This is a genomic window from Blastococcus sp. TF02A-26, assembly GCF_003319125.1.
Taxonomy (GTDB): domain Bacteria; phylum Actinomycetota; class Actinomycetes; order Mycobacteriales; family Geodermatophilaceae; genus Trujillonella.
Map to the genome: position 1 here is coordinate 1 of NZ_QOHG01000004.1, position 19,937 is coordinate 19,937.

21 protein-coding genes are annotated in these 19,937 nt (G+C 75.2%); 9 read left to right on the plus strand and 12 right to left on the minus strand.

The window, feature by feature from the left end; all coding sequences use genetic code 11:
* Positions 1–123: 123 nt before the first annotated feature.
* A complete protein-coding gene (locus tag DQ240_RS05325) occupies positions 124–1,389 on the minus strand; it encodes an MFS transporter (protein WP_233498519.1) in 1,266 nt (421 codons plus the stop codon).
* Between the two features lie 46 nt (positions 1,390–1,435).
* Here DQ240_RS05325 and DQ240_RS05330 point away from each other — a divergent pair, with 46 nt between their 5' ends.
* Genes DQ240_RS05330 through DQ240_RS05345 form a run of 4 tightly spaced genes read left to right on the plus strand, consistent with a single transcriptional unit; the run spans position 1,436 to position 4,098 of the window.
* Complete coding sequence (locus DQ240_RS05330; protein ID WP_113838600.1) at positions 1,436–1,891, plus strand: hypothetical protein; 456 nt, start codon at positions 1,436–1,438, stop codon at positions 1,889–1,891.
* Positions 1,879–2,712: a DUF998 domain-containing protein gene (locus DQ240_RS05335; RefSeq protein WP_113838601.1), complete on the plus strand. Its 834-nt coding sequence runs from the start codon at positions 1,879–1,881 to the stop codon at positions 2,710–2,712. Before DQ240_RS05330 ends, DQ240_RS05335 begins: the two co-directional genes overlap by 13 nt.
* 14 nt (positions 2,713–2,726) lie before the next feature.
* On the plus strand, positions 2,727–3,182 hold the full coding sequence (locus DQ240_RS05340; protein WP_113838602.1) for a pyridoxamine 5'-phosphate oxidase family protein: 456 nt from the start codon (positions 2,727–2,729) through the stop codon (positions 3,180–3,182).
* Between the two features lie 49 nt (positions 3,183–3,231).
* A complete protein-coding gene (locus DQ240_RS05345; RefSeq protein ID WP_113838603.1) occupies positions 3,232–4,098 on the plus strand; it encodes a universal stress protein in 867 nt (288 codons plus the stop codon).
* A gap of 7 nt (positions 4,099–4,105) precedes the next feature.
* On the opposite strand, the gene DQ240_RS05350 is transcribed toward DQ240_RS05345, so the two are convergent.
* Together DQ240_RS05350 and DQ240_RS05355 are read right to left on the minus strand one after the other, a co-directional pair.
* Complete coding sequence (locus DQ240_RS05350) at positions 4,106–5,020, minus strand: DMT family transporter (RefSeq protein WP_113838604.1); 915 nt, start codon at positions 5,018–5,020, stop codon at positions 4,106–4,108.
* Positions 5,021–5,093: 73 nt separating this feature from the next.
* Positions 5,094–5,837: an SDR family oxidoreductase gene (locus tag DQ240_RS05355; RefSeq protein ID WP_113838605.1), complete on the minus strand. Its 744-nt coding sequence runs from the start codon at positions 5,835–5,837 to the stop codon at positions 5,094–5,096.
* Positions 5,838–5,930: 93 nt separating this feature from the next.
* Here DQ240_RS05355 and DQ240_RS05360 point away from each other — a divergent pair, with 93 nt between their 5' ends.
* Positions 5,931–7,466, plus strand: a complete 1,536-nt coding sequence (locus DQ240_RS05360; protein WP_233498553.1) for a UDP-N-acetylglucosamine 1-carboxyvinyltransferase — start codon at positions 5,931–5,933, stop codon at positions 7,464–7,466.
* A 190-nt stretch (positions 7,467–7,656) separates the two neighbouring features.
* The gene (gene add, locus DQ240_RS05365; RefSeq protein ID WP_255410875.1) at positions 7,657–8,547 is read left to right on the plus strand and encodes an adenosine deaminase; all 891 of its coding nucleotides are present in this window, start codon (positions 7,657–7,659) and stop codon (positions 8,545–8,547) included.
* Here add and DQ240_RS05370 read toward each other — a convergent pair.
* Together DQ240_RS05370 and DQ240_RS05375 are read right to left on the minus strand one after the other, a co-directional pair.
* The gene (locus DQ240_RS05370) at positions 8,519–9,271 is read right to left on the minus strand and encodes a DUF5995 family protein (RefSeq protein WP_113838606.1); all 753 of its coding nucleotides are present in this window, start codon (positions 9,269–9,271) and stop codon (positions 8,519–8,521) included. The genes add and DQ240_RS05370 overlap by 29 nt on opposite strands.
* Positions 9,268–11,121 (minus strand): PucR family transcriptional regulator, encoded by a 1,854-nt coding sequence (locus DQ240_RS05375; protein ID WP_233498521.1) that lies wholly within the window; start codon positions 11,119–11,121, stop codon positions 9,268–9,270. Before DQ240_RS05375 ends, DQ240_RS05370 begins: the two co-directional genes overlap by 4 nt.
* Positions 11,122–11,527: 406 nt before the next feature.
* On the opposite strand from DQ240_RS05375, the gene DQ240_RS05380 reads away from it, so the two are divergent.
* Both DQ240_RS05380 and DQ240_RS05385 read left to right on the plus strand, forming a co-directional pair.
* A complete protein-coding gene (locus DQ240_RS05380; protein ID WP_113838608.1) occupies positions 11,528–12,523 on the plus strand; it encodes a DUF2877 domain-containing protein in 996 nt (331 codons plus the stop codon).
* A 14-nt stretch (positions 12,524–12,537) separates the two neighbouring features.
* Positions 12,538–12,828, plus strand: coding sequence for a DUF4287 domain-containing protein (locus DQ240_RS05385; RefSeq protein ID WP_113838609.1), 291 nt, complete (start codon positions 12,538–12,540; stop codon positions 12,826–12,828).
* Between the two features lie 4 nt (positions 12,829–12,832).
* Here the strand turns inward: DQ240_RS05385 and hisG are convergent, their stop codons facing one another.
* From hisG to rpe, 7 genes are all read right to left on the minus strand, one after another.
* Entirely contained in the window at positions 12,833–13,699 is an 867-nt protein-coding gene (gene hisG, locus DQ240_RS05390; RefSeq protein ID WP_113838610.1) for an ATP phosphoribosyltransferase, read from the minus strand.
* A 93-nt stretch (positions 13,700–13,792) separates the two neighbouring features.
* Positions 13,793–14,056 (minus strand): phosphoribosyl-ATP diphosphatase, encoded by a 264-nt coding sequence (locus DQ240_RS05395; RefSeq protein ID WP_113838611.1) that lies wholly within the window; start codon positions 14,054–14,056, stop codon positions 13,793–13,795.
* Positions 14,053–14,577, minus strand: a complete 525-nt coding sequence (gene ribH, locus DQ240_RS05400; RefSeq protein ID WP_113838612.1) for a 6,7-dimethyl-8-ribityllumazine synthase — start codon at positions 14,575–14,577, stop codon at positions 14,053–14,055. Before ribH ends, DQ240_RS05395 begins: the two co-directional genes overlap by 4 nt.
* Positions 14,574–15,881, minus strand: a complete 1,308-nt coding sequence (locus DQ240_RS05405; RefSeq protein WP_113838613.1) for a bifunctional 3,4-dihydroxy-2-butanone-4-phosphate synthase/GTP cyclohydrolase II — start codon at positions 15,879–15,881, stop codon at positions 14,574–14,576. The genes ribH and DQ240_RS05405 overlap by 4 nt, the downstream gene beginning before the upstream one ends.
* Positions 15,878–16,498, minus strand: a complete 621-nt coding sequence (locus DQ240_RS05410) for a riboflavin synthase (RefSeq protein ID WP_113838614.1) — start codon at positions 16,496–16,498, stop codon at positions 15,878–15,880. The genes DQ240_RS05405 and DQ240_RS05410 overlap by 4 nt, the downstream gene beginning before the upstream one ends.
* A gap of 2 nt (positions 16,499–16,500) precedes the next feature.
* A complete protein-coding gene (gene ribD, locus DQ240_RS05415; protein ID WP_233498522.1) occupies positions 16,501–17,532 on the minus strand; it encodes a bifunctional diaminohydroxyphosphoribosylaminopyrimidine deaminase/5-amino-6-(5-phosphoribosylamino)uracil reductase RibD in 1,032 nt (343 codons plus the stop codon).
* On the minus strand, positions 17,529–18,203 hold the full coding sequence (rpe, locus tag DQ240_RS05420; protein ID WP_113838615.1) for a ribulose-phosphate 3-epimerase: 675 nt from the start codon (positions 18,201–18,203) through the stop codon (positions 17,529–17,531). The genes ribD and rpe overlap by 4 nt, the downstream gene beginning before the upstream one ends.
* Positions 18,204–18,402: 199 nt before the next feature.
* Between rpe and DQ240_RS05425 the strand changes: the two genes are divergently transcribed.
* The gene (locus tag DQ240_RS05425; RefSeq protein WP_113838616.1) at positions 18,403–19,875 is read left to right on the plus strand and encodes an aldehyde dehydrogenase family protein; all 1,473 of its coding nucleotides are present in this window, start codon (positions 18,403–18,405) and stop codon (positions 19,873–19,875) included.
* Positions 19,876–19,937: the final 62 nt, after the last annotated feature.

The following is a 19,937-nucleotide window of genomic DNA, read 5'->3' on the forward strand; positions in this document are numbered from 1 at the left end:
CTGCCCACCGGAGACACCACCGGCAGCCCCGAGGAAGCCCTCGACTGCGCCTGCGGCCTCTACCTCAGCGACCCCACCATCTGGCGGCAGCCGCATACACCGCCGAACTAACAGGCAGGACCACTAGGGCGCGGGCGGGGCGAGCGCCCGGGTGCGACCGAGGACGACGGTCAGCACGAGGGCGGCGGCGCTCGTCCCGCCGGCCAGCCACACCACCGCCGGCCACCCACCCGTGGCCCAGGCCCGGCCGGCGACGGTGCCGCCGACCGACGAGCCGACGTAGTACCAGAACGAGTACAGCGAGGCGGCCTGACCGACCGCCCGGGCCCCGTACGCCGCCCGCGTGGCCACCCACGAGCTGGCCACCCCGTGCGCGGCGAAGAAACCCGTCGTCAGCACGCACAACCCGACGACGAACACCCACAGCGGCGCGGCGAGCGTCAGCACCACCCCGCCGGCCATCACCGCCGCGGCCAGCGGCACCACGAGCCGCGGACTCCACCGGTCGGCCAGCGCGCCGGCCGCCGGGGAGCTGACCGAGCCCAGCAGGTAGGCGAGGAACACCAGGCCCGCGACCGACGGCGCCAGCCCGTACGGCGGCTCCTCCAGCCGGAACGTCGCGGCGTTGTAGACCGCCACGAAGCCGCCCATCAGCAGGGCGGCCACCGCGTACAGGCCGAGCAGGACCGGATCGGTGAAGGCCGCGCCCAGCTGCCGCAGCAGCCGGCCGGTGCGCGGGACCGGCCGGAACCGGCGCGAGGGCGGCAGCAGGACCCACACCGCGGCGACGCAGACCGCCGCCAGGGCGGCGATGCCGGCCATCGTCGTCCGCCAGCCGCCGAGGTCGGCGAGGAGCCCGCCCAGCACCCGCCCCGACAGCCCACCGATCGCCGTCCCGCCGACGTACAGGCCGATGCCGCGGGAGGACACCGACGGGTGCAGCTCCTCGCGCAGGTAGGCGACGCCGACCGCGGGCAGCCCGGCCAGCGCGAACCCCTGCAGCGCGCGGACGACCAGCAGCAGCTCCCAGCTGGGCACCACCGCGAGCAGCGCGGCCAGCACCACCGAGACCACCAGGCTGGAGCGCAGGATCGCCGTGCGGCCCCGTCGGTCGGAGACCGGCCCCAGCACGAGCAGCCCGAGGGCCAGGCCCGCCGTCGCCACGGAGACGGCGAGGGTGGCGGCCTCCGGGCCGACCCCGAACGCCCGCGTCAGCTCCGGCAGCAGCACCTGCGGCTCGTACAGCATCGCGAACACCGCGAGCCCGGCCAGGAACACCGCTCCCGATGCCCGGCGCAGCCCGGGTGAGCCGGCGCGGTGCCCCTCGGGCAGCTGCTCCGGCGGCCGGTCGGCCACCGCGCGCCCGGGCGGCGGCGCGGCGGAGGTCACGGCCCCATGGTCCTCCGCGGGGTCGGCGGCCTGCTTGGCTGGGCCGGTGACCCGCCTCTCCCCGGCCGACGTCGCCTGCTGGGTGGTCAAGAGCAGCCGGCCGCCCGAGCAGATCGACCCGGCGTGGGAGGCCGGCTCCGCGCGCCGGCTGGACCGCTGCCTGCGCCGGTCCTACCGGCTGGACCTCATGCGCGCCGGCGACCCCTGCCTGCTGTGGGTCAGTGGGCGGACCGCCCCCGGGGTGCACGCCGTGGGCGTCCTGGCCGACGGGCCCGCCGAGGCCACCGGCGGTCCGGAGGTGGCGTTGGATCTCACCCTGCTCGCCGATCCGGTGCCGCGGGCGGAGCTGCTCGCCGATCCGGTCGCCGCCGGCGCGGAGGTGCTGCGGATGCCCGCCGGCAGCAACCCCTCGTGGCTGTCCCCCGACCAGTTCGCCGTCGTCCGCGCCCGGGTGGCGCTGCCGTCGTCGGCCCGGGACCGGCTGGGACCATGGCTGCCGTGACCCGCACCCGGCTGCGCCTCGGCGCCCTCCTCTGGCTGCTCACCCTGCAGTTCTTCGTGGTCGAGACCGTCGTCCAGGCGCAGTACGAACTGGCCTACTCCCGGGTGGACGACGTCATCAGCCTCCTGGGCTCGTCGGCCTCCAGCGGCCAGACGCTGATGAACGCCTCGTTCGTCGCGCAGGGCGTGCTGATCGTCGCCGGGCTGGTGCTGCTGCGCCCGGCGCTGCCGGGCCGCGGCGGGCAGGTGGCCACCGCCATGCTGACGGCGGCGGCGGTCGGCGTGGTCGTCGTCGGCCTGTTCCCCCTCGGGGACGACGACACCGCCCACCGGTTCGGGGCCTTCCTGTACCTGCTGGGCAGCGGCATCGGGTTGATCGGGACGGCGTACGCGGTGCGCCCCCGGTCGGAGGCCCTGGGCACCGTCCTGGCCCTGCTGGGCCTGTTCACCACCGCGATGACCGTCTTCTACCTGGCCGGGGTCACGGGGTACCTCGGCGAGGGCGGCACCGAGCGGGCCGCGGCCTACCCGCTCCCCCTCGGGCTGGTGATCGCCGGGATCGGCCTCCTCGTCGTGGTCGACCGGCCGGTCTCGGAGGCCGCCACCGGCCGCCGGGCGCTGCGCGAGCAGGCCCGCGCCGAGCGGATCCGGCGCGCCCGCGAGCGCGACGAGGCACTCGAGGCGGCTGCCGCCCGTGCCGCGGCGACCGGACGCCCCGACGCCGACCCGGACGCTCCCCCGGCCCAGGACGACGCGTCAGCCACGGACGACTTCGACCCCGACGACCCGTGGGCCACGCCTCGCCGCCGTCGCGACACCTGACCCAGGATGGGCGCATGAGCGCCGAGGACTCCGCGACGATGCACGTCATCCCGGTCGACGAGTGCTACCGCCTGCTCGGTACGCACGAGCTCGGGCGGCTGGGGATCAACGCCGAGCACTTCCCGATCGTCGTCCCCGTCAACTACGCCCTGGACGGGACGACGATCGTGATCCGCACCCAGCCGGGCAGCAAGCTCACCGCCGCCCGGCACGCCAACGTGGTGTTCGAGGTCGACGACGTCGACCGCCGCACCCGCAGCGGATGGAGCGTGCTGGTCCGGGCGCTGGCCGAGGAGGTCGGCGACGACCACCGCGCCGAGCTCGTGGCGCGCACCCACGCCAGCGGCGCGCAGCCCTGGGCGCCCGGCGAACACGGCCACTGGCTGCGGCTCATCCCGCAGGAGGTCACCGGGCGGCGGATCGTGCCCGGTGAGCTCCCGCCCGCCGTCGACCCCCGCGCCTACCTCTGAGGGAGGGCCCCTCGCGGCGGATCGGGGAGGGACCCGAGAGGATGTGCCCATGACGTCTCCGCAGAAGCTGCGTGTGCTGGTCGGCTACGACGGGTCGCCGAGCGCCGTGACCGCCATCGAGGCGGCGGCCCGCCTGGTCCCCTCCGCGGAGGCGACGGTCCTGCACCTGTGGCAGCCGCCCTTCACCTCCCCGCAGCTGCGTCAGCGGCTGGCCGGCCGGGCCGCCGACCTCGAGCAGCTCGGCGAGCTGCTCGAGCGGGAGGGGCAGGCCGAGGCCGAGCGGCTGGCCGGCAACGGTGTCGCGCTGGCCCGCGCCGCCGGCTGGACCGCCGACGCCTCGGTCCTCCGCGCGTTCGGCGGCGACGGCTACCAGTTCGCCCGCGCCGCCGAGGAGCAGGGCGCGGACCTGGTGGTCGTCGGCTCCCGCGGGCTGACCGGTCTCAAGGCCGCGATGGGCAGCGTCTCCGAGCTCGTGGTCCACGTCAGCCCGGTACCGGTCCTCGTCGTCCCGCACCCGCTGACCACCGTCGAGTGGACGGCCGCGGCGTCGGGCCCGGTCGTCGTCGGCACCGACGGGTCGGACACGGCCGGCCGCACCGCCGAGGCCGTCGCCCGGCTGTTCCCCGACCGCGAGCGGCTGCTGGTCGCCGTGGAGGAGCCCGGCGAGGGCCCCGGCCCGTCCGCCCCCGACGGCGCCGAGCTGATCACCGTCCCGCGGCACGGCCGGCCGGGCAGCGAGCGGGCGACCGCGGCGGCGCTGGCCGGGTTCGCCGGGGAGCGGAACGCCGGCGTCCTGGCCGTGGGCAGCCGTGGCCTGTCGACCGGGCACGAGCTGCTGCTGGGCAGCGTCGCCCGCGAGGTGCTGCACTGCGCCCACCGGCCGGTCCTGGTCGTGCCCCCCGCCCGGGAGGGCTGAGCACCGGTCAGCCCGCGACCGCGGCCTCCTGCGACGCCATCGCGGGAGCCCGGTCGCGGCGCCGGGAGACCGCGACCCCGGCCAGGCAGACCACACCGCCGACGACCGCGAGCACCGGCGGCACCTCGTCGAGCAGGATCCAGGCGAAGCCGATGACCAGCGGCGGCACGAGGTACGTGGTCACGCCGAGCCGGCCGGCATCGGTCCGCGCCAGGGCGTAGGCCCAGGTGCTGAAGGCGATCGCGGTCGGCACCGCGCCCAGGTAGACCATCCCCAGCACCGACGACAGCGGCGCGTCGGCGACGTCGTCGACCAGCACGCCCGTCCACGGCAGGCAGCACAGCGCGCCGATCGCGCAGGCGGTCAGGGTGACCTGCAGGGCGGGCAGCCGGCGCAGCACCACCTTCTGCGCCACCACGCCGATCGCGTAGCCGACCGCGGCGACCAGGCAGAAGACGACGCCCACCACGTCCGCCTCACCACCGCTGGTCGACAGCCCGATGAGCAGCACCCCCGCGAAGGCCACCGCGATGCCGGCGACCAGCCAGCGCGGGAACCCCTCGCCCAGCCACAGCCCGGCGAAGACGGCGATGAGGATCGGGCCGACGTTGGCCAGCAGCGACGTCGTCCCGGCGTCCAGGTGCTGCTCGGCGGCGTTCAGCGCGACGTTGTAGACGGCGAACCAGCCCACCCCGCAGACGGCCAGCAGCGACCACTCGCGACGGGTCGGCGCCACCCAGCCGCGGCCCAGCGCGAGCAGCGCGAGGACGACGGTGCCGACCAGCAGCCGGCCCAGGGCCAGCGCGCCCGGGGAGAGGTCCTCGCCCACCGCCCGGATGCCGACGAATGCCGACGCCCATGCCAGCACCGTGACGACGACGGCGGCGGGGACCAGGAGGGCGCGGGCGGACGAGTTCTGCACCCCCGGAGCCTAGGGCGGGGGCCCGACACTCCTCCGGCGGTTTCCGGACACCGCGCGCCGGCCGACGGTGTCCCTATCCGCGCAGGTGGGCGGCGTAGGTGCGCTGCCCGCGCTCGCCGCCGGAGGGCAGCGCCGCGCCGTCCCGGAAGGCGGTGCTGAGCCGCCCCGGCACCGGCGTGGACACCACGTGGCCACCGCTCTCCCGGGCCGCCACCCACGCACGGGCGATGTCGGCGACGGCGAGCTCCTCGGGTCCGCCGAACTCCACGACGCCCCCCGTCGGTGGCTGCCGGGCGACCCGGGCGAGGTACGCCGCGGCGTCCCGCACGTCGACGGGCTGGGCACGCCAGCCCATCGGGACGGGCAGCACCGGCCCCCTGCGGGCGGTCTCGAGGAGCTCGTCGACGAAGCCGAAGTACTGGGTGATCCGCACGAGGGTGACCGGGAGGCCCGAGGCGAGCAGCACCTGCTCGGCGGCGTACTTGGCCCGGTAGTAGGACCACGGGATCCGGTCGACCCCGACGATCGACACGTAGACCAGGTGCCGCAGCCGGTCGCGGTCCACGGCCTGCACCAGCCTCCGGGTGCCGGCGACGTCGACCTCCCAGGCGTTGCGCGCATCGCTCGCCGCGTGCACCACGACCTCGGCGCCGGCGAGGGCGTCGGGCAGGTCGAACCCGGTCGCCAGGTCCCCGCGCACGCCGCCGGGCCCGGTGCCTCTCCGCGACATCAGCCGCAGCCGGTCGCCGTCGCGCCTCAGTGCCTCCACCAGGGAGGGGCCCAGTCTGTTCGAGGCCCCCGTCACGAGGATGTCCACGGCGCCATTCTGGCGGGACCGGTCCGTCCGCGGGCCCGGCGTGCCGCGACAGCGCTATCTCACATGCGAGATACGGTCGTTCTCGTGACGCTCATGGATCAGCCCCTCGACACGGCGATGCACAAGATCGGGGCGCTGGTCCGCGATGCCCGCCAGCACCGCGGCCTCACCCAGGCCCAGCTCGCCGAGCGGCTCGGGACCAGCCAGAGCGCCGTCGCCCGCATCGAGCAGGGCGGCCAGAACCTGACACTGGAGCTGCTCGGCCGGCTCTCCGAGGCGCTCGACAGCGAGCTCATCACCGTAGGGCCCACCGGCCCCACCCACCTGCGCGTCACCGGCGGCACCCCGCTGCAGGGCAGCGTCACCGTCAAGTCGTCCAAGAACGCCGCGGTCGCCCTGCTGTGCGCCGCCCTGCTCAACCGGGGCCGCACGACCCTGCGCAACGTCGCCCGCATCGTCGAGGTGGAGCGGATCCTCGACGTGCTGCGCTCGATCGGCGTCTCGGCCGTCTGGGACGCCTCGGGCCACGACCTCGAGCTCGTCGTCCCCGCCGAGCTGGACCTGGACGGGATCGACGCCGACGCCGCCCGCCGGACCCGCAGCATCATCATGTTCCTGGGCCCGCTGCTGCACCGCGCCGACACCTTCCGGCTCCCCTACGCCGGCGGCTGCGACCTCGGCACCCGCACCGTCGAGCCGCACATGATCGCGCTGCGCCGGTTCGGCCTGGAGGTCGAGGCGCACGCCGGCGAGTACCAGGCGACCGTCGCCCCGCCGACCACCGCCGACCGCACCATCGTGCTGACCGAGCGCGGCGACACCGTCACCGAGAACGCGCTGCTGGCCGCCGCCCGGACCGACGGCACCACCACGATCCGCAACGCCAGCTCCAACTACATGGTCCACGACCTGGTCCTGTACCTGCAGCTGCTGGGCGTGCGGATCGAGGGCCTGGGGACGACGACGCTGGTCGTGCGCGGCCGGCCGGTGCTCGACGCCGACGTCGACTACACGATCAGCGAGGACCCGGTGGAGGCCATGAGCCTGCTCACCGCCGGCATCGTCACCCGCTCGGAGCTGACGGTGTGCCGGGCACCGATGGAGTTCCTCGAGATCGAGCTCGCCGTCCTCACCGAGATGGGGCTGCGCTACACGCTCTCTCCGGAGTACCGGGCCGCGAACGGGCACACCCGGCTGGCCGACATCACGATCCTGCCCTCGGACCTGCGGGCGCCGATCGACAAGATCCACCCGATGCCGTTCCCCGGCCTCAACATCGACCACCTGCCGTTCTTCGCGGTGATCGCGGCGGCGGCCGAGGGGGCGACGATGATCCACGACTGGGTCTACGACAACCGGGCGATCCACCTCTCGGACCTGACCCGGCTCGGCGCCGACGTCCGGCTGATGGACCCGCACCGGGTCCTGGTCAGCGGCCCGACCCGGTGGCGCGCGGCCGAGGTGGTCTGCCCGCCCGCGCTGCGGCCGGCCGTGTGCCTGCTGCTGGCCATGCTCGCGTCCCGGGGGACGTCGGTGCTGCGCAACGTCGACATCATCGCCCGCGGCTACGAGCACCTCTACGAGCGCCTGGTCGAGATGGGCGCCTCGATCGAGGTCTTCCACGACTGAAGAAGGACCGCCTCGCCCCCCGTCACTCGCGGGCTCGCGACGGGACCTTGCGAGGGGGCGGACCTCGGCGAGGAACGTGGCCACCTCGCGTGAGCTGACGGGGCTGCCGCTGGCGCACCTGCACGTGCACCTGGAGAGCACGCTGCGGCCGGGGACGGTGGCCTAGCTCGCCGATGCCGCGGGCGTCGTCCTGCCTCCGGCTCCGGCGGCCTACGACGGCTTCGCCGCGTTCGCGGCGGTGAACGGTGCCGTCCGGGACTGCCTGCGCCGTCCCGAGGACTTCGCCCGTGTCGCCCGCGAGTTCTGCGCCGACCAGGCGGCCCAGGGCGTCCGCTACGCGGAGGTGACGGTCACCGCGGCCGCACACGGCGAGCGGCTGGGCGACCCGGAGATGCCGCTGGCCGCCGTCCTCGACGGGCTGGCCGCCGGGCAGGCCGCGCACGAGATCGAGGTCCGCGTGGTCCTCGACCACCCGCGCCGCCGGTCGGTCCAGCGCTTCCGGGCGACGCTCGACCTCGCCCTGCGGTACGCCGACCGGGGCGTGGTCGCCATCGGGTTCGCCGGGGCGGAGGAGCACCCGCTGTCCCCGTTCGCCGACGTCCTCGCCGACGCGGTCGGGGCCGGCGTCCACCTGGTCCACCACGCCGGGGAGACCGCCGGGCCGGCGAGCATCCGCGAGGCCCTCGACGTGGGGCGCGCCGAGCGGATCGGCCACGGCATCCGCGCCCTCGAGGACCCCGGGCTGGTGGCGGAACTGCGCGACCGCGGGGTGCCCCTGGAGGTCTGCCCGTCCTCCAACGTGGCGCTGGGGCTGGTCCCCTCGCTCGCCGGTCACCCGCTACCGCAGATGCTCGCGGCGGGCCTGGTGGTCACGCTCTCGACCGACGTCCCGTCCGCGACCGGGGCGACGCTGGCCGGGGAGTACGCCGCCGTGCGGGACGCCTTCGGGTGGGACGACGACGTCCTCGCCGGGCTGGCCCGCGCGTCGGTGGACGCCTCGTTCGCGCCCGCGGCGACGAGGGCCCGGCTGCGGGCCGGCATCGACGCCTGGCTCAGCGGGGTCGGTCCGGCGGGAGCGTGACGCCGAAGCCGGTGACCGCGAGCCGGAGCAGCACCGGGCCCGGACGGCGGAGGTCGGCCACCCGGGCCGCGCTGAGCCGTTCGAGCTGCGCCACACGGGCCGCCAGCGCCGCCGGCCCGCGCAGCCGGGCGGCGTGCAGCGCCGAGGTGTTGGCCCAGACCCTGCGCCGGGACTCCCGCAGCAGCACCCGGGCCGATCCGCGGTTGAGCCCCACCGCCAGCCGGTCGACGACGGTGCGCCGGCTGCCCGCCGCCTGCAGCGCGGCGTCCTCCTCGGCCACCCGCCCGGCCAGCACGGTGTCGATCCGCTCGTGGTCCCGACGGCGGGCGGCGAGCACGCTCTCGTCGGCGAAGTCCTCCGGCGGGATCACGCGGACGAGCGACTGCGGGAGGTCGAAGTTGATGTGCGCGTTCATGCCGAGCAGCACGTGCGCCTCGGGCCGGGCCTCCGCCCGGGTCCCGAACGCCTCCCGCCACGGCTCGGGCGCGAGGCCCGGATCCCGCCGGTGGGCCTCCAGCGCGTCGAGGTAGAGGCCGGCGAAGTCGACGTCCCAGGCGGTGACCCACGCCGGGTCCTCGAACAGGCCGGCGTCGATGGCCGCGCCGACCGCCCGCGTGGTCCGCAGGTAGGTGCCGAGGAAGTGCCGCGCCGGGTCCGCCGTCGCCTCCATGGGCGCGAGCAGCCCCTCCATCCGCGCCAGCAGCGCGTCGACCGGCCCGCTCAGATCAGCGCGTCCAGACCGTCGTCCGGCGGGAGCAGCCCGGCGTCCACCGGTGGGCGGTGCGGCTGGTCCAGGCCCCGCATCCGCGCCGCGTGCAGCGCCAGCAGCAGGTTCAGCCGCAGTGTCGGGTCCGTGGTGAACGGGCCGAGCAGCCGCTCCAGCTTGCCGATGCGGTACCGCATCGTGTTGTAGTGGAAGTGCAGCCGGCGGGCGGACTCGGCCACGTTGAGGTTGGTCTCCAGCAGCACCCGCAGCGTCTCGCGGAGGTCGGCGGAGTCGGCGTCGGACGCGTCGGCCAGCGAGCCCAGCACCTCGTCGACGTAGGACCGCAGCTCGGTGCTGTCGGGGATCAGCGACAGCAGCCGGAACACGCCGAGTTGGTCGAAGTGGGTGACCGCGGCGGGGCCATGGATCTCCTGGCCGACGCCGAGCGCCCGCTGTGCCTGCTGGTAGGCCTCGCCGACGGCCGAGAGCGACCCGGCGGGCCGGCCGATGCCGGTCGCGAGGACCCGGCCCACCCGCCGCACCCTGGCGTTGACCCGGGAGGTCACCGCGGCGACCAGCGAGCTGATCTCCTCGGGGCTGCGACCGTCGAGCGGGAGCACCGTGACGATCTCGGTCGACAGGCCCGCGACGGCGGCACCGGCCACCTCGCCCTCCAGCGCCGAGCGCCAGCCGTCGGCGAGCCGGTCGAGGACGTCGAGGGCGCGGGTCGGATCGGCGTTGGGGTCGGCGGCGGTCTCGGTCGCCGTGACGAGCACGATCACCGCGCCGTCGAGCCGCCAGCCGAACGAGCGGGTCTGGGCGAGCACCCGCTCGGTGTGCCGCAGCGACCCCGCGACGAGCCGGCGCACCAGGTCACCCTGGAAGCGCAGCTCCACGGAGTGGACGGCCTGCTGGCGGATGACCGACAGCGCGGCCACGACCGCGGCGCGCTCCAGCACACCGCCCGCTCCCCAGAGCAGCGACCCGGTCCGGTGGACGGCGACCAGCCAGCCCTGCCGCTGTTCTCCGGCGACGATCGGTGCGACCGCGTACTCCCCCACCCCGCCGGGCAGCTCGTGGTGGCCGGGGACGAGCAGGATGCCGTCGGCGGGCGACAGGTCCGCGTCGGCCAGCACCTCGGCCGGGGTGACCGCGGCCTGGACGGCGCGCTGCCCGGAGATCCGCCGGGCCGGGGCCATCTCGGCCATGAGGTCGTCGGCGGCGGCGTCCAGGAGCCAGAGCCAGTCGCTGATCTCGGTGACGTCGGCCGGCGGGCCGGCGCTGGTGACGATCTCGCGGTCGGGGCCGAGCCCGAGGACGGCGGCGCCCTCCAGGTAGCTGGCCAGCTGGTCGGTGACCTCGGCGAGGCCCCCGCCGCTGAGCGCGACGTCGATGAACTGGTCGTGCATCCGCAGCGAGAGCGCGAGCGCGTCGCCCTGCTTGGCCACGACGGCGCCGAGGACCTCGGACACGACCTCGTCCAGCCGGGTCGTGGCGGGCATGGCCAGGACGGGGAAGTCACGGCGGTCGGCCTCGGCCAGCACCTCGGGCGGCACCGGGGATGGCCCTTCGGCGCGCCGGTAGGCCAACGCCGCGGTGCCCATGGAGACCAACCGCTCGACCAGCGCGCGGCAGTTGGCGGCGTCGGCCGCCGGCATCCGCCCGCCCAGGACGACGAGCACGTCGGCACCGGCCACGGCCAGCGGGTCCGCCGGGTCGTCGACGACCATGTGGCGGACCAGCCGCGACCGGCCACCGCCGCCGGCGACGACCTCGGTGCCGGCCAGCCCGGGGAGGGTCAGCGCCTCGTCGAGGGTGAGGCCGGAGCGCTCCTGCCAGCTCGCGTGCTGGGGTCGGACCTCGGTCACCGGACGACTCCCCCTCCGTCCGGACGACGCGTGTTTACGCATCGTCCACCCGGGGTAGCCCCGGACATTCCACTGACGCTGCGGAGTCCTGCTGTCACTCCGGGTGATCCCCCTCCGCGAGCCATGACGGTGTGCAAGCGTCCCGATCTGGAGCGTTGCTGGTGTCGTCCCACCATTGACGCCATTCTGTCAGGAGTCCCCGTCCGACACTGGTCATTCTTGGCGAGATCCGCCATATTTCGGCCCGCGACGCGCCGAATACGTTCGAACTCCGGATCCACCCCGCCCGCTGGATGGTAGGTGGCCACCGCTTCCCCGGTGTCCTGACCCCCGGCGGACGGGACGGCACCGGGCAGGAGCACCGGTCAGGGGGAGCTCCTGCCACACCCTCGGGGAAGGGCCTCCGATGCGCACGATCGACGACAGCACCTCCACCGCGGCCGGTTCGGCGTCCTCCCGGGGCAGAGCTGCCCGGGCCGGCGTCCCCACGATCCCGCTCCCCTCCGAGTCCGCGCGGGCCACCGCGCGCACCGCCCCCGTGTCCCGCGCCGCCAGCGCGGTGCCGGCCTCGGCCAGCACCGGCGTGGCCGAGTTGCTGCGCGGGCCCGTCCGGCCCGCCCGCGTGCTGCTCAGCGCCCCCGCCGCCGTCTACCTGCAGGTCTCCACCGACCGCGGCGCCGACGTCGTCGGCATCCTCACCAGCGACGCCGCGCGCCTCCCGCTGGGCTGCGTCCTCTTCCGGCCGAGCAACGGGCGGCCGCTGGTGGCCCTGCCCGCCGGCGCCCCGGCGGAGGTGGGTGGCGGCCGCATCGTCGTCGGCGACCTCGCCGTCAGCGCCGCCGCCTGGTGGGACCCCCGGCCGAAGCTGCCCAGCCCCCGGCCGGCCCTGCTGCCCGAGGGCGTCCGCCAGTTGCGCACCGCCCTGTACGGCGACGGCCCGCACAGCGCCTTCAACCTGCCCGGCCTGCCGGGCGGCCCCGGCGGCCCGCTGGCCGCGCTGCGGGGCGCGGTCCGCCGGGCCGACCTGGACGCCGCCCTCCGCACCGCGACCCGGCTCGTCGGCCTGGGCCCCGGGCTGACGCCGGCCGGGGACGACGTCATGGCCGGCACCATCGCCGGGTTGGTGCTCCTGGGCCACCCCGCGGCCGGCCGGTTCGCCAGCGGCGTGCACACCCTGGCCGCCGGCCGCACCACCGAGCTCTCCCGGGCGCTGCTCCGGCACGCGATGGCGGGACGGGTCAGCGGCGAGTACGCCGCCGTCCTGCACGGGCTCGTCGGCGAGCGCCCGCTGGGACCGGCGATCGCCGGGCTGATGGCCACCGGCTCGACCAGCGGTCGGGCGCTGGCGCTGGGCCTGTGCACCGCGATCGACCTCGTCGACCGCACCACGCGCCCCCGCTGACCTCAGGAGCCCTCGTGTCCTTCCAGGCCTACCTCGACGCGATCGAGGACAGGACCGGACTCACGCCCCGTCAGCTGGTCGACCAGGCCCGGGAGCGGGGCTTCGACGGCCCCGACACCAAGGCCGGGCCGGTGCTGGCCTGGCTGGCCGAGGAGTACGGACTCGGTCGCGGGCACGGCATGGCCCTGGTGCACGTGATCAAGAACGGGCCCGGGATCAGCAGCAGGCACGTCGGGAGCACCGGCTCCCACCGCGACGACTCCGACACGCTCTGGCTGGACGGGAAGGCGACCCGCCCCGCCTGACGGCCTAGATGCGGCAGGCGTGGATGCTCGTGACCAGGATGGCGCGCGCGCCGAGCTCCCAGAGCTCGTCCATCAGCCGGTTGGTGTCCGACTGCCGCACCATCGCGCGCACCGCCGACCAGCCCTCGGTCTGCAGCGGGCTCACCGTCGGCCCCTCGAGGCCGGGCGTGATCGCCGTCGCGCGCTCGAGCAGGTCGTTGGGGCAGTCGTAGTCCAGCAGCACGTACTGCCGGGCCACCAGGACTCCGCGCAGCCGACGGCGCAGCTGGGCCACCGCCGGGTTCTCCTCGGCGCCGCCGCGGCGCACCAGCACCGCCTCGCTGTCCAGGACCGGCTCACCGATGATGTGCAGCCCCGCGGCCCGCAGCGTCGTCCCGGTCTCCACGACGTCGCAGACGGCCTCGGCCACGCCCAGCCGGCAGGCCGTCTCCACCGCGCCGTCGAGCTTGACCACGCCGGCGTCGATGCCGTTCTCGTCCAGGTAACGGCGCAGCAACACCGGGTAGGCCGTCGCGATCCGCTTCCCGGCCAGCTGCTCGATCTTCTCGATCCCGGACTCGACCGGGCTGGCGAAGCGGAACGACGAGCGCCCGAAGCCCAGCGGCATGACCTCGACCGCCGACTCCCCCGCGCCCTCGGCGGGCGCGGTCTCCAGGAGCATGTCCCGGCCGGTGATGCCGACGTCCAGCGTGCCGGCGGCGACGTAGACGGCGATGTCGCGCGGCCGCAGGTAGAAGAACTCGGTGTCGCTGTCGGGGTCGTAGACGGCGAGGTCCTTGGTGCTGCGCCGCTGCCGGTACCCGGACTCGGCGAGCATCTCGGCGGCCGGTTCGCTCAGGGCGCCCTTGTTGGGGACGGCGACGCGCAGCACTGGAGGTCTCCTCCGACGTGGGATGACAGGGCGGCCCCCGAGCAGGGGCCCACGGCGCGCGGAGCGTGTCGTAGGGGGCTCGGGGGTCCTTTTTCAGAGGTGAGCGTAGACGTCGGACAGGGTCAGACCCCGCGCCAGCATGAGGACCTGCACCCGATAGAGGAGCTGGCCGATCTCCTCCGCCGTCCGCTCCTCGCCCTCGTGCTCGGCGGCCATCCACGACTCGGCGGCCTCCTCGACCACCTTCTTGCCCGCGGCGTGCACGCCGTCGCGCACCGCGGTCACGGTGCCCGACGCCGGGTCGCCGTCGGCCACCTTGGCCGACAGCTCGGCGAACAGCTCGTCGAAGGTCTTCACGCTCGTCCTCCCGGGGCCGGGGTCGCGGTGAACCCGGTGGTGCGCTGGGGCGCGCGCAGGGCGCGCAGGGTCAGTGCCGTGGCCAGGGCCGCGACGGCGGCCTCCCAGCCCTTGTCCTCGGCCGAGCCGGGCAGGCCGGCGCGGTCGCGGGCCTGCTGCTCGGTGTCGCAGGTGAGGACGCCGTTGCCGACCGGCCGGCCGGCGTCCAGGGAGACGCGGGTGAGCCCGGCGGTCACGGCGTCGCAGACGTACTCGAAGTGCGGTGTGCCGCCGCGGATGACCACGCCGAGCGCGACGACCGCGTCGTGCCGCTCGGCCAGCGCCTGGGCGACCACCGGCAGCTCCACCGCGCCCGGCACCCGGACGACGGTCGGCTCCGGGATCCCGGAGGCGACGGCCGCGGCGACCGCACGGTCGAGCAGCGCGCCGGTGATCTCCGCGTGCCACGTCGTCGCGACGATGCCCAGCGACAGCCCCGCGGCGTCGACCGGCGCGGCCTCGGGCGCCCCCTGACCGCTCACAGTCGCTGCTCCGTCTGGCCCAGCGGGACGTCGGTGCCCGGCACCGTGGGGACGGTGTCCGGCCCCGGCTCGGTGTCGGGCTCGAGGATGTCGAGCAGGTGGCCCATCCGGTCCCTCTTCGTGCGCAGGTAGTCGAGGTTCTCCGCGGTGACGTGGCTCGGCAGCGGCACCCGGCCGACGACCTTGAGCCCGTAGCCCTCGAGCCCGGCGCGCTTGGCCGGGTTGTTGGTGAGCAGCCGCATGGTCCGGATGCCGAGGTCGACGAGGATCTGCGCGCCGGTGCCGTAGTCGCGGGCGTCGGCGGGCAGCCCGAGGTCGAGGTTGGCGTCCACGGTGTCGGCTCCGCGGTCCTGCAGCTGGTAGGCCTGCAGCTTGTGCAGCAGGCCGATCCCCCGGCCCTCGTGCCCGCGGACGTAGAGGACGACGCCGCGTCCCTCCTCGGCCACGGTGGCCAGCGCGGCCTGCAGCTGCGGGCCGCAGTCGCAGCGCAGCGAGCCGAAGACGTCGCCGGTGAGGCACTCGGAGTGCACGCGGACCAGCACGTCCTCGCCGTCGCCGATGTCGCCGGTCACGAAGGCGACGTGCTCGCGCTCGTCGTAGGAGCTCCGGTAGCCCACGGCGGTGAAGGTGCCCGCCGGCAGCGGCACGATCGCCTCGGCCACCCGCTCCACCAGCTTGTCGAAGCGCTTGCGGTAGGCGATCAGGTCGGCGATGGACACCATGACCAGGTCGTGCTCGTCGGCGAAGGTCCGCAGCTCGGCCGCGTGGGCCATGCGGGTGGGCTCCTCCTCGCTGACGAGCTCGCAGAGCACGCCCGCCGGCCGGAGTCCGGCCAGGACGGCGAGGTCGACGGCGGCCTCGGTGTGCCCGGGACGGCGCAGCACCCCGCCGTCCTTGGCGCGCAGCGGGACGACGTGCCCGGGCCGGGAGAGCTGGGTCGGGGTGGTGGCCGGGTCGGCCAGCATCTGCACGGTGCGCGCGCGGTCCGCGGCCGAGATCCCGGTGGTCACGCCCTCGCGGGCGTCGACCGTGACGGCGTAGGCCGTGCCGTGCCGGTCCTGGTTGACCCGGTACATCGGCGGCAGGTCGAGCCGGTCGGCGTCGTCCTCGGTGACGGCCACGCAGACGTAGCCGGAGGTGTAGCGGACCATGAAGGCCAGCAGGTCGGGGGTGGCCAGCTCGGCGGCGAAGATGAGGTCGCCCTCGTTCTCGCGGTCCTCGTCGTCGACCACGACGACGGCGCGACCGGCCTTGATCGCGGCGATGGCGTCCTCGACGCCGTCCAGCCGCACGCCCACGCTCATCGCTGCGCTCCCAGCAGCCGCTCCACGTACTTCGCGACCACGTCGACCTCCAGGTTGACCGGGCTCCCCACGGTGCGGGTGCCCAATGTCGTCTCTCTCAGGGTGGTCGGGATCAGGCTGACCTCGAACCACGGCTCGGGGTCGTCCGCGGCACTGACGGCGCTGACGGTGAGGGACACGCCGTCGACGGTGATCGACCCCTTCTCCACGACGTAGCGGGCCAGCGTGGGGGGCAGGCCGATGCGGACGACCTCCCAGTGCTCGCCGGGGGTGCGGGTCTGCACCGCGCCGACGCCGTCGACGTGGCCCTGCACGAGGTGCCCGCCCAGGCGGGTCTGCATGGTGACCGCCCGCTCGAGGTTCACCCCGTCGCCGGCGGAGAGTGCGCCCAGGCTGCTGCGGCTCAGGGTCTCGGCCATGACGTCGGTGGTCCAGACGCCGCCGTCGGCCTCCGGCTCGACGCCGGTCACGGTGAGGCAGACGCCGTTGACCGCGATGGAGTCGCCCAGGGCCACGCCTCCGAGGACGGTGCGGGCGCGGATGGCGAGCTGCGCGGCGTCGGTCTGCTCGTGGCGGGCGACCAGCGTGCCGACCTCCTCGACGATGCCGGTGAACACGGTCAGCTCCTCCCGTCCGGTCGCAGCCGGATCTCGACGTCGCGGCCCCGCTGGAGAACGTCGGTGACCGAGAAGGACAGCGCGTCGCCGATGGAGCTGATTCCCAGGTCCCCCACGAGGTGAGCACCGCCACCGAGCAGCTTCGGCGCCAGGTGCAGGACCGCCTCGTCGACCAGGCCCTCGCGCAGGAAGGCCGCGGTCAGCGTGGGGCCGCCCTCCAGCATCAGCCGGCGGACGTTCCGGTCGTACAGGTCGGCGAGGAGCTCCGCGGGGCCGGCCGCGGTGCTGACGAGCGTGGGCGCGGCGTCGTCCCGGACCCGGGCGATGGCGGGCAGCCGGCCCCGCCGGTCCACGACGACCCGCAGTGGCTGGCGCTCGGCGTCGGTCCCGTCCGGACGGCGGACGGTGAGCTGCGGGTCGTCGGCGAGCGCCGTCCCGGAACCCACCACGACCGCGTCGCAGGTGGCGCGCAGCCGGTGGACCGCCTCGCGCGCCTCCGGGCCGGTGACCCAGCGGCTGGAGCCGTCGGCGGCGGCGACCCGCCCGTCGAGGGTGCCGGCCACCTTCCAGAGCACGAACGGGCGGCGGGTGCGCACCGCGGTCAGCCAGGAGGCCAGGGCGCCGGCCTCGGCGGCGTCCCGCTCCAGGCCGATCTCCACGTCGACGCCGGCGTCCCGCAGCCGCTGCGCGCCCCCGCCGGCCAGCCCGGTCGGCTCGGGTACGGCGACCACCACCCGGGCGATCCCGGCGGCGAGCAGCGCGTCGGCGCACGGGCCGGTGCGGCCGGTGTGCGCGCAGGGCTCGAGGGTGACGACGGCGGTGCCGCCCCTCGCACGCTCGCCGGCCTCGGCCAGGGCGGCCACCTCGGCGTGCGGACCCCCGGCCGGCGCGGTGGCGCCCTCCCCCACCGGCGTCCCGTCGGCGGCCAGGATCACGGCGCCCACGGGCGGGTTGGGGCTGGTCGTGCCGAGCACGGCGGAGCCGAGGGAGAGCGCGCGGGCCATGGCCAGGCGCTCGGCGAACGGGGCGGTCACCCGGTCAGGGCCGCGGCGGCCTGGGCGCGCAGAGCGGCGATGGCACGGGCGGGGTCGTCGGCGCCGTAGACCGCCGAGCCCGCGACGAACACGTCGGCACCGGCCTCGGCGGCCTGCTCGATCGTGTCGGCGTTGATGCCGCCGTCGACCTCGACGAACACCTGGAGGTGGCCGGCGTCGACGAGCTCGCGGGCCCGGCGGACCTTGGGCAGGACGTCGGCGATGAACGACTGGCCGCCGAAGCCGGGCTCCACGGTCATGACCAGCAGGGTGTCGAAGTCGCGGAGGATCTCCACGTAGTCCTCCAGCGGAGTGCCCGGCTTGATCGCCAGACCGGCGAGGGCGCCGGCGGCCCGGAGGTCACGGGCGACGCCGCGGGGGTCGCCGGTGCAGGCTTCGGCGTGCACGGTGACGTTCTTCGCGCCGAGCTCGGCGTAGCCGGGGGCCCAGCGCTCCGGCGCCTCGATCATCAGGTGGCAGTCCAGCGGGATCGGGCTCACCGCCTGGATCGCCTCGACGACCGGGCCGCCCAGGGTCAGGTTCGGCACGAAGTGCGCGTCCATGACGTCGACGTGCAGCCAGTCGGCGTCCGCCACGCGCTGCGTCTCCTCCGCGATCCGGGCGAAGTCGGCCGCCAGCAGGCTCGGGGCGATCAGCGGGGTCCTGGGCACGGGGCCTGAGTCTAAGCAGCGACGTCCCTCCCCTTTCGGGCGATGCACCCGGTCCCGCCGCCTCCGGGCGGGGGTTGACCCACTCGGCCGTCGCCTGAGCCGCGTCGTGGCCCGGCCCGGGCGACGACGGCGCGGCTCCACCCTCCCGGCCGAGGCTCGGCGGCGTGTCCGTGAGGCGCCACCGGGTAGGGCACGACCCATGGCCTCGACCACCCCCGCTCGCTACGACGGCTTCGACCGCATGCCCATCGCCGGCACCTGGCGCCCCGGCAGCTCCGAGAAGACCGCCACCGACACCGATCCCTACACCGGCGAGACGCTGACCGAGATCCGGCTCGCGAACGCCGACGACCTCGACCAGGCCTACGCCAAGGCGAAGGAGGCGCAGCGGGACTGGGCCGGCCGGCTGCCCAGCGAGCGCGCCGAGGTGATGCGCCGCGCCGCCGCGATCATGGAGGCCCGCAAGGACGAGATCGTCGACTGGCACATCCGGGAGAGCGGCGCCGCGGCCCCGGCGGCGGCGTTCGAGTTCGCCATCACGGTGCGCGACTTCCACGAGGCGTCGTCCTACCCGTACCGGGTCGAGGGCCGGATCCTGCCGGCCGACATCGAGGGCAAGGAGAGCCGCGTCTACCGCCGTCCGGTGGGCGTGGTCGCCGTCATCAGCCCGTGGAACGTGCCGATGCACCTGTCCAACCGTTCGGTCGCGCCGGCGCTGGCGCTGGGCAACGCCGTCGTCCTCAAGCCGGCCGGCGACACCCCGGTCACCGGCGGCCTGCTGCTGGCGAAGGTCTACGAGGAGGCCGGCCTGCCGGAGGGTCTGCTCTCGGTGGTCATCGGCTCCGGCAGCGAGATCGGCGACGCGATCGTCTCCCACCCGACCCCGCGGGTCGTGTCGTTCACCGGCTCCACCCCGGTGGGCAAGGGCATCGCCGAGAAGGCCGGGCTGAAGAAGCTGTCCCTGGAGCTGGGCGGCAACGGCCCGCTGGTCGTGCTCGACGACGCCGACCTCGGCTACGCCGTCGATGCGGCGATCTTCGGGAAGTTCTTCCACCAGGGCCAGGTCTGCATGATCACCAACCGGATCGTCGTGGACTCCTCCGTGCACGACGAGTTCGTCGACCGCTACGTCGAGCGGGCGCGGTCGCTGAAGGCGGGGAACCCGCAGGAGGACGACACCGTCATCGGGCCGATCATCAACGGCAAGCAGCTCGAGGGCATCCAGGAGAAGCTCGACCAGGCCCGGTCCGACGGCGCCGAGCAGCTGCTCGGCGGCGACCCGACCGGCCCGATCGGGTCGGTGCTGCCACCGCACGTGCTGCTGGGCACGAACGACGTCGCGAGCGCGCGGAACGAGATGTTCGGTCCGGTCGTGACGATCATCCGGGCCCGCGACGAGGACGACGCGCTGGCCATCGCCAACGACACCGAGTACGGGCTGTCGTCGGCGGTGTTCACCGAGGACACCGAGCGCGGTGTCCGGTTCGCGCTGCGCGTCGAGGCCGGCATGACCCACGTGAACGACTCGCCGCTCAACGACGAGAACAACACCGCGTTCGGCGGCGAGAAGGAGTCGGGCCTGGGCCGCTTCGGCGGTGAGTGGGCGATCGACGAGTTCACCACCGACCACTGGGTGAGCGTCCAGCACACGAAGCGCCAGTTCCCCTTCTGAGCTCCCTCGACGAGATCTGCACGGTCGTCACCGTCAACGCCTGATGCCGACGACCGTGCAGA

What these genes read in the sequence shown, in the direction of transcription:
- DQ240_RS05335 (WP_113838601.1), top strand. Translation starts at nt 1,879, where the DNA reads ATGGCTGCCGTGACCCGCACCCGGCTGCGCCTCGGCGCCCTCCTCTGG.
- DQ240_RS05340 (WP_113838602.1), top strand. Translation starts at nt 2,727, where the DNA reads ATGAGCGCCGAGGACTCCGCGACGATGCACGTCATCCCGGTCGACGAG.
- DQ240_RS05345 (WP_113838603.1), top strand. Translation starts at nt 3,232, where the DNA reads ATGACGTCTCCGCAGAAGCTGCGTGTGCTGGTCGGCTACGACGGGTCG.
- DQ240_RS05360 (WP_233498553.1), top strand. Translation starts at nt 5,931, where the DNA reads ATGGATCAGCCCCTCGACACGGCGATGCACAAGATCGGGGCGCTGGTC.
- DQ240_RS05380 (WP_113838608.1), top strand. Translation starts at nt 11,528, where the DNA reads ATGCGCACGATCGACGACAGCACCTCCACCGCGGCCGGTTCGGCGTCC.
- DQ240_RS05405 (WP_113838613.1), bottom strand. Translation starts at nt 15,881, where the DNA reads ATGAGCGTGGGCGTGCGGCTGGACGGCGTCGAGGACGCCATCGCCGCG.
- DQ240_RS05425 (WP_113838616.1), top strand. Translation starts at nt 18,403, where the DNA reads ATGGCCTCGACCACCCCCGCTCGCTACGACGGCTTCGACCGCATGCCC.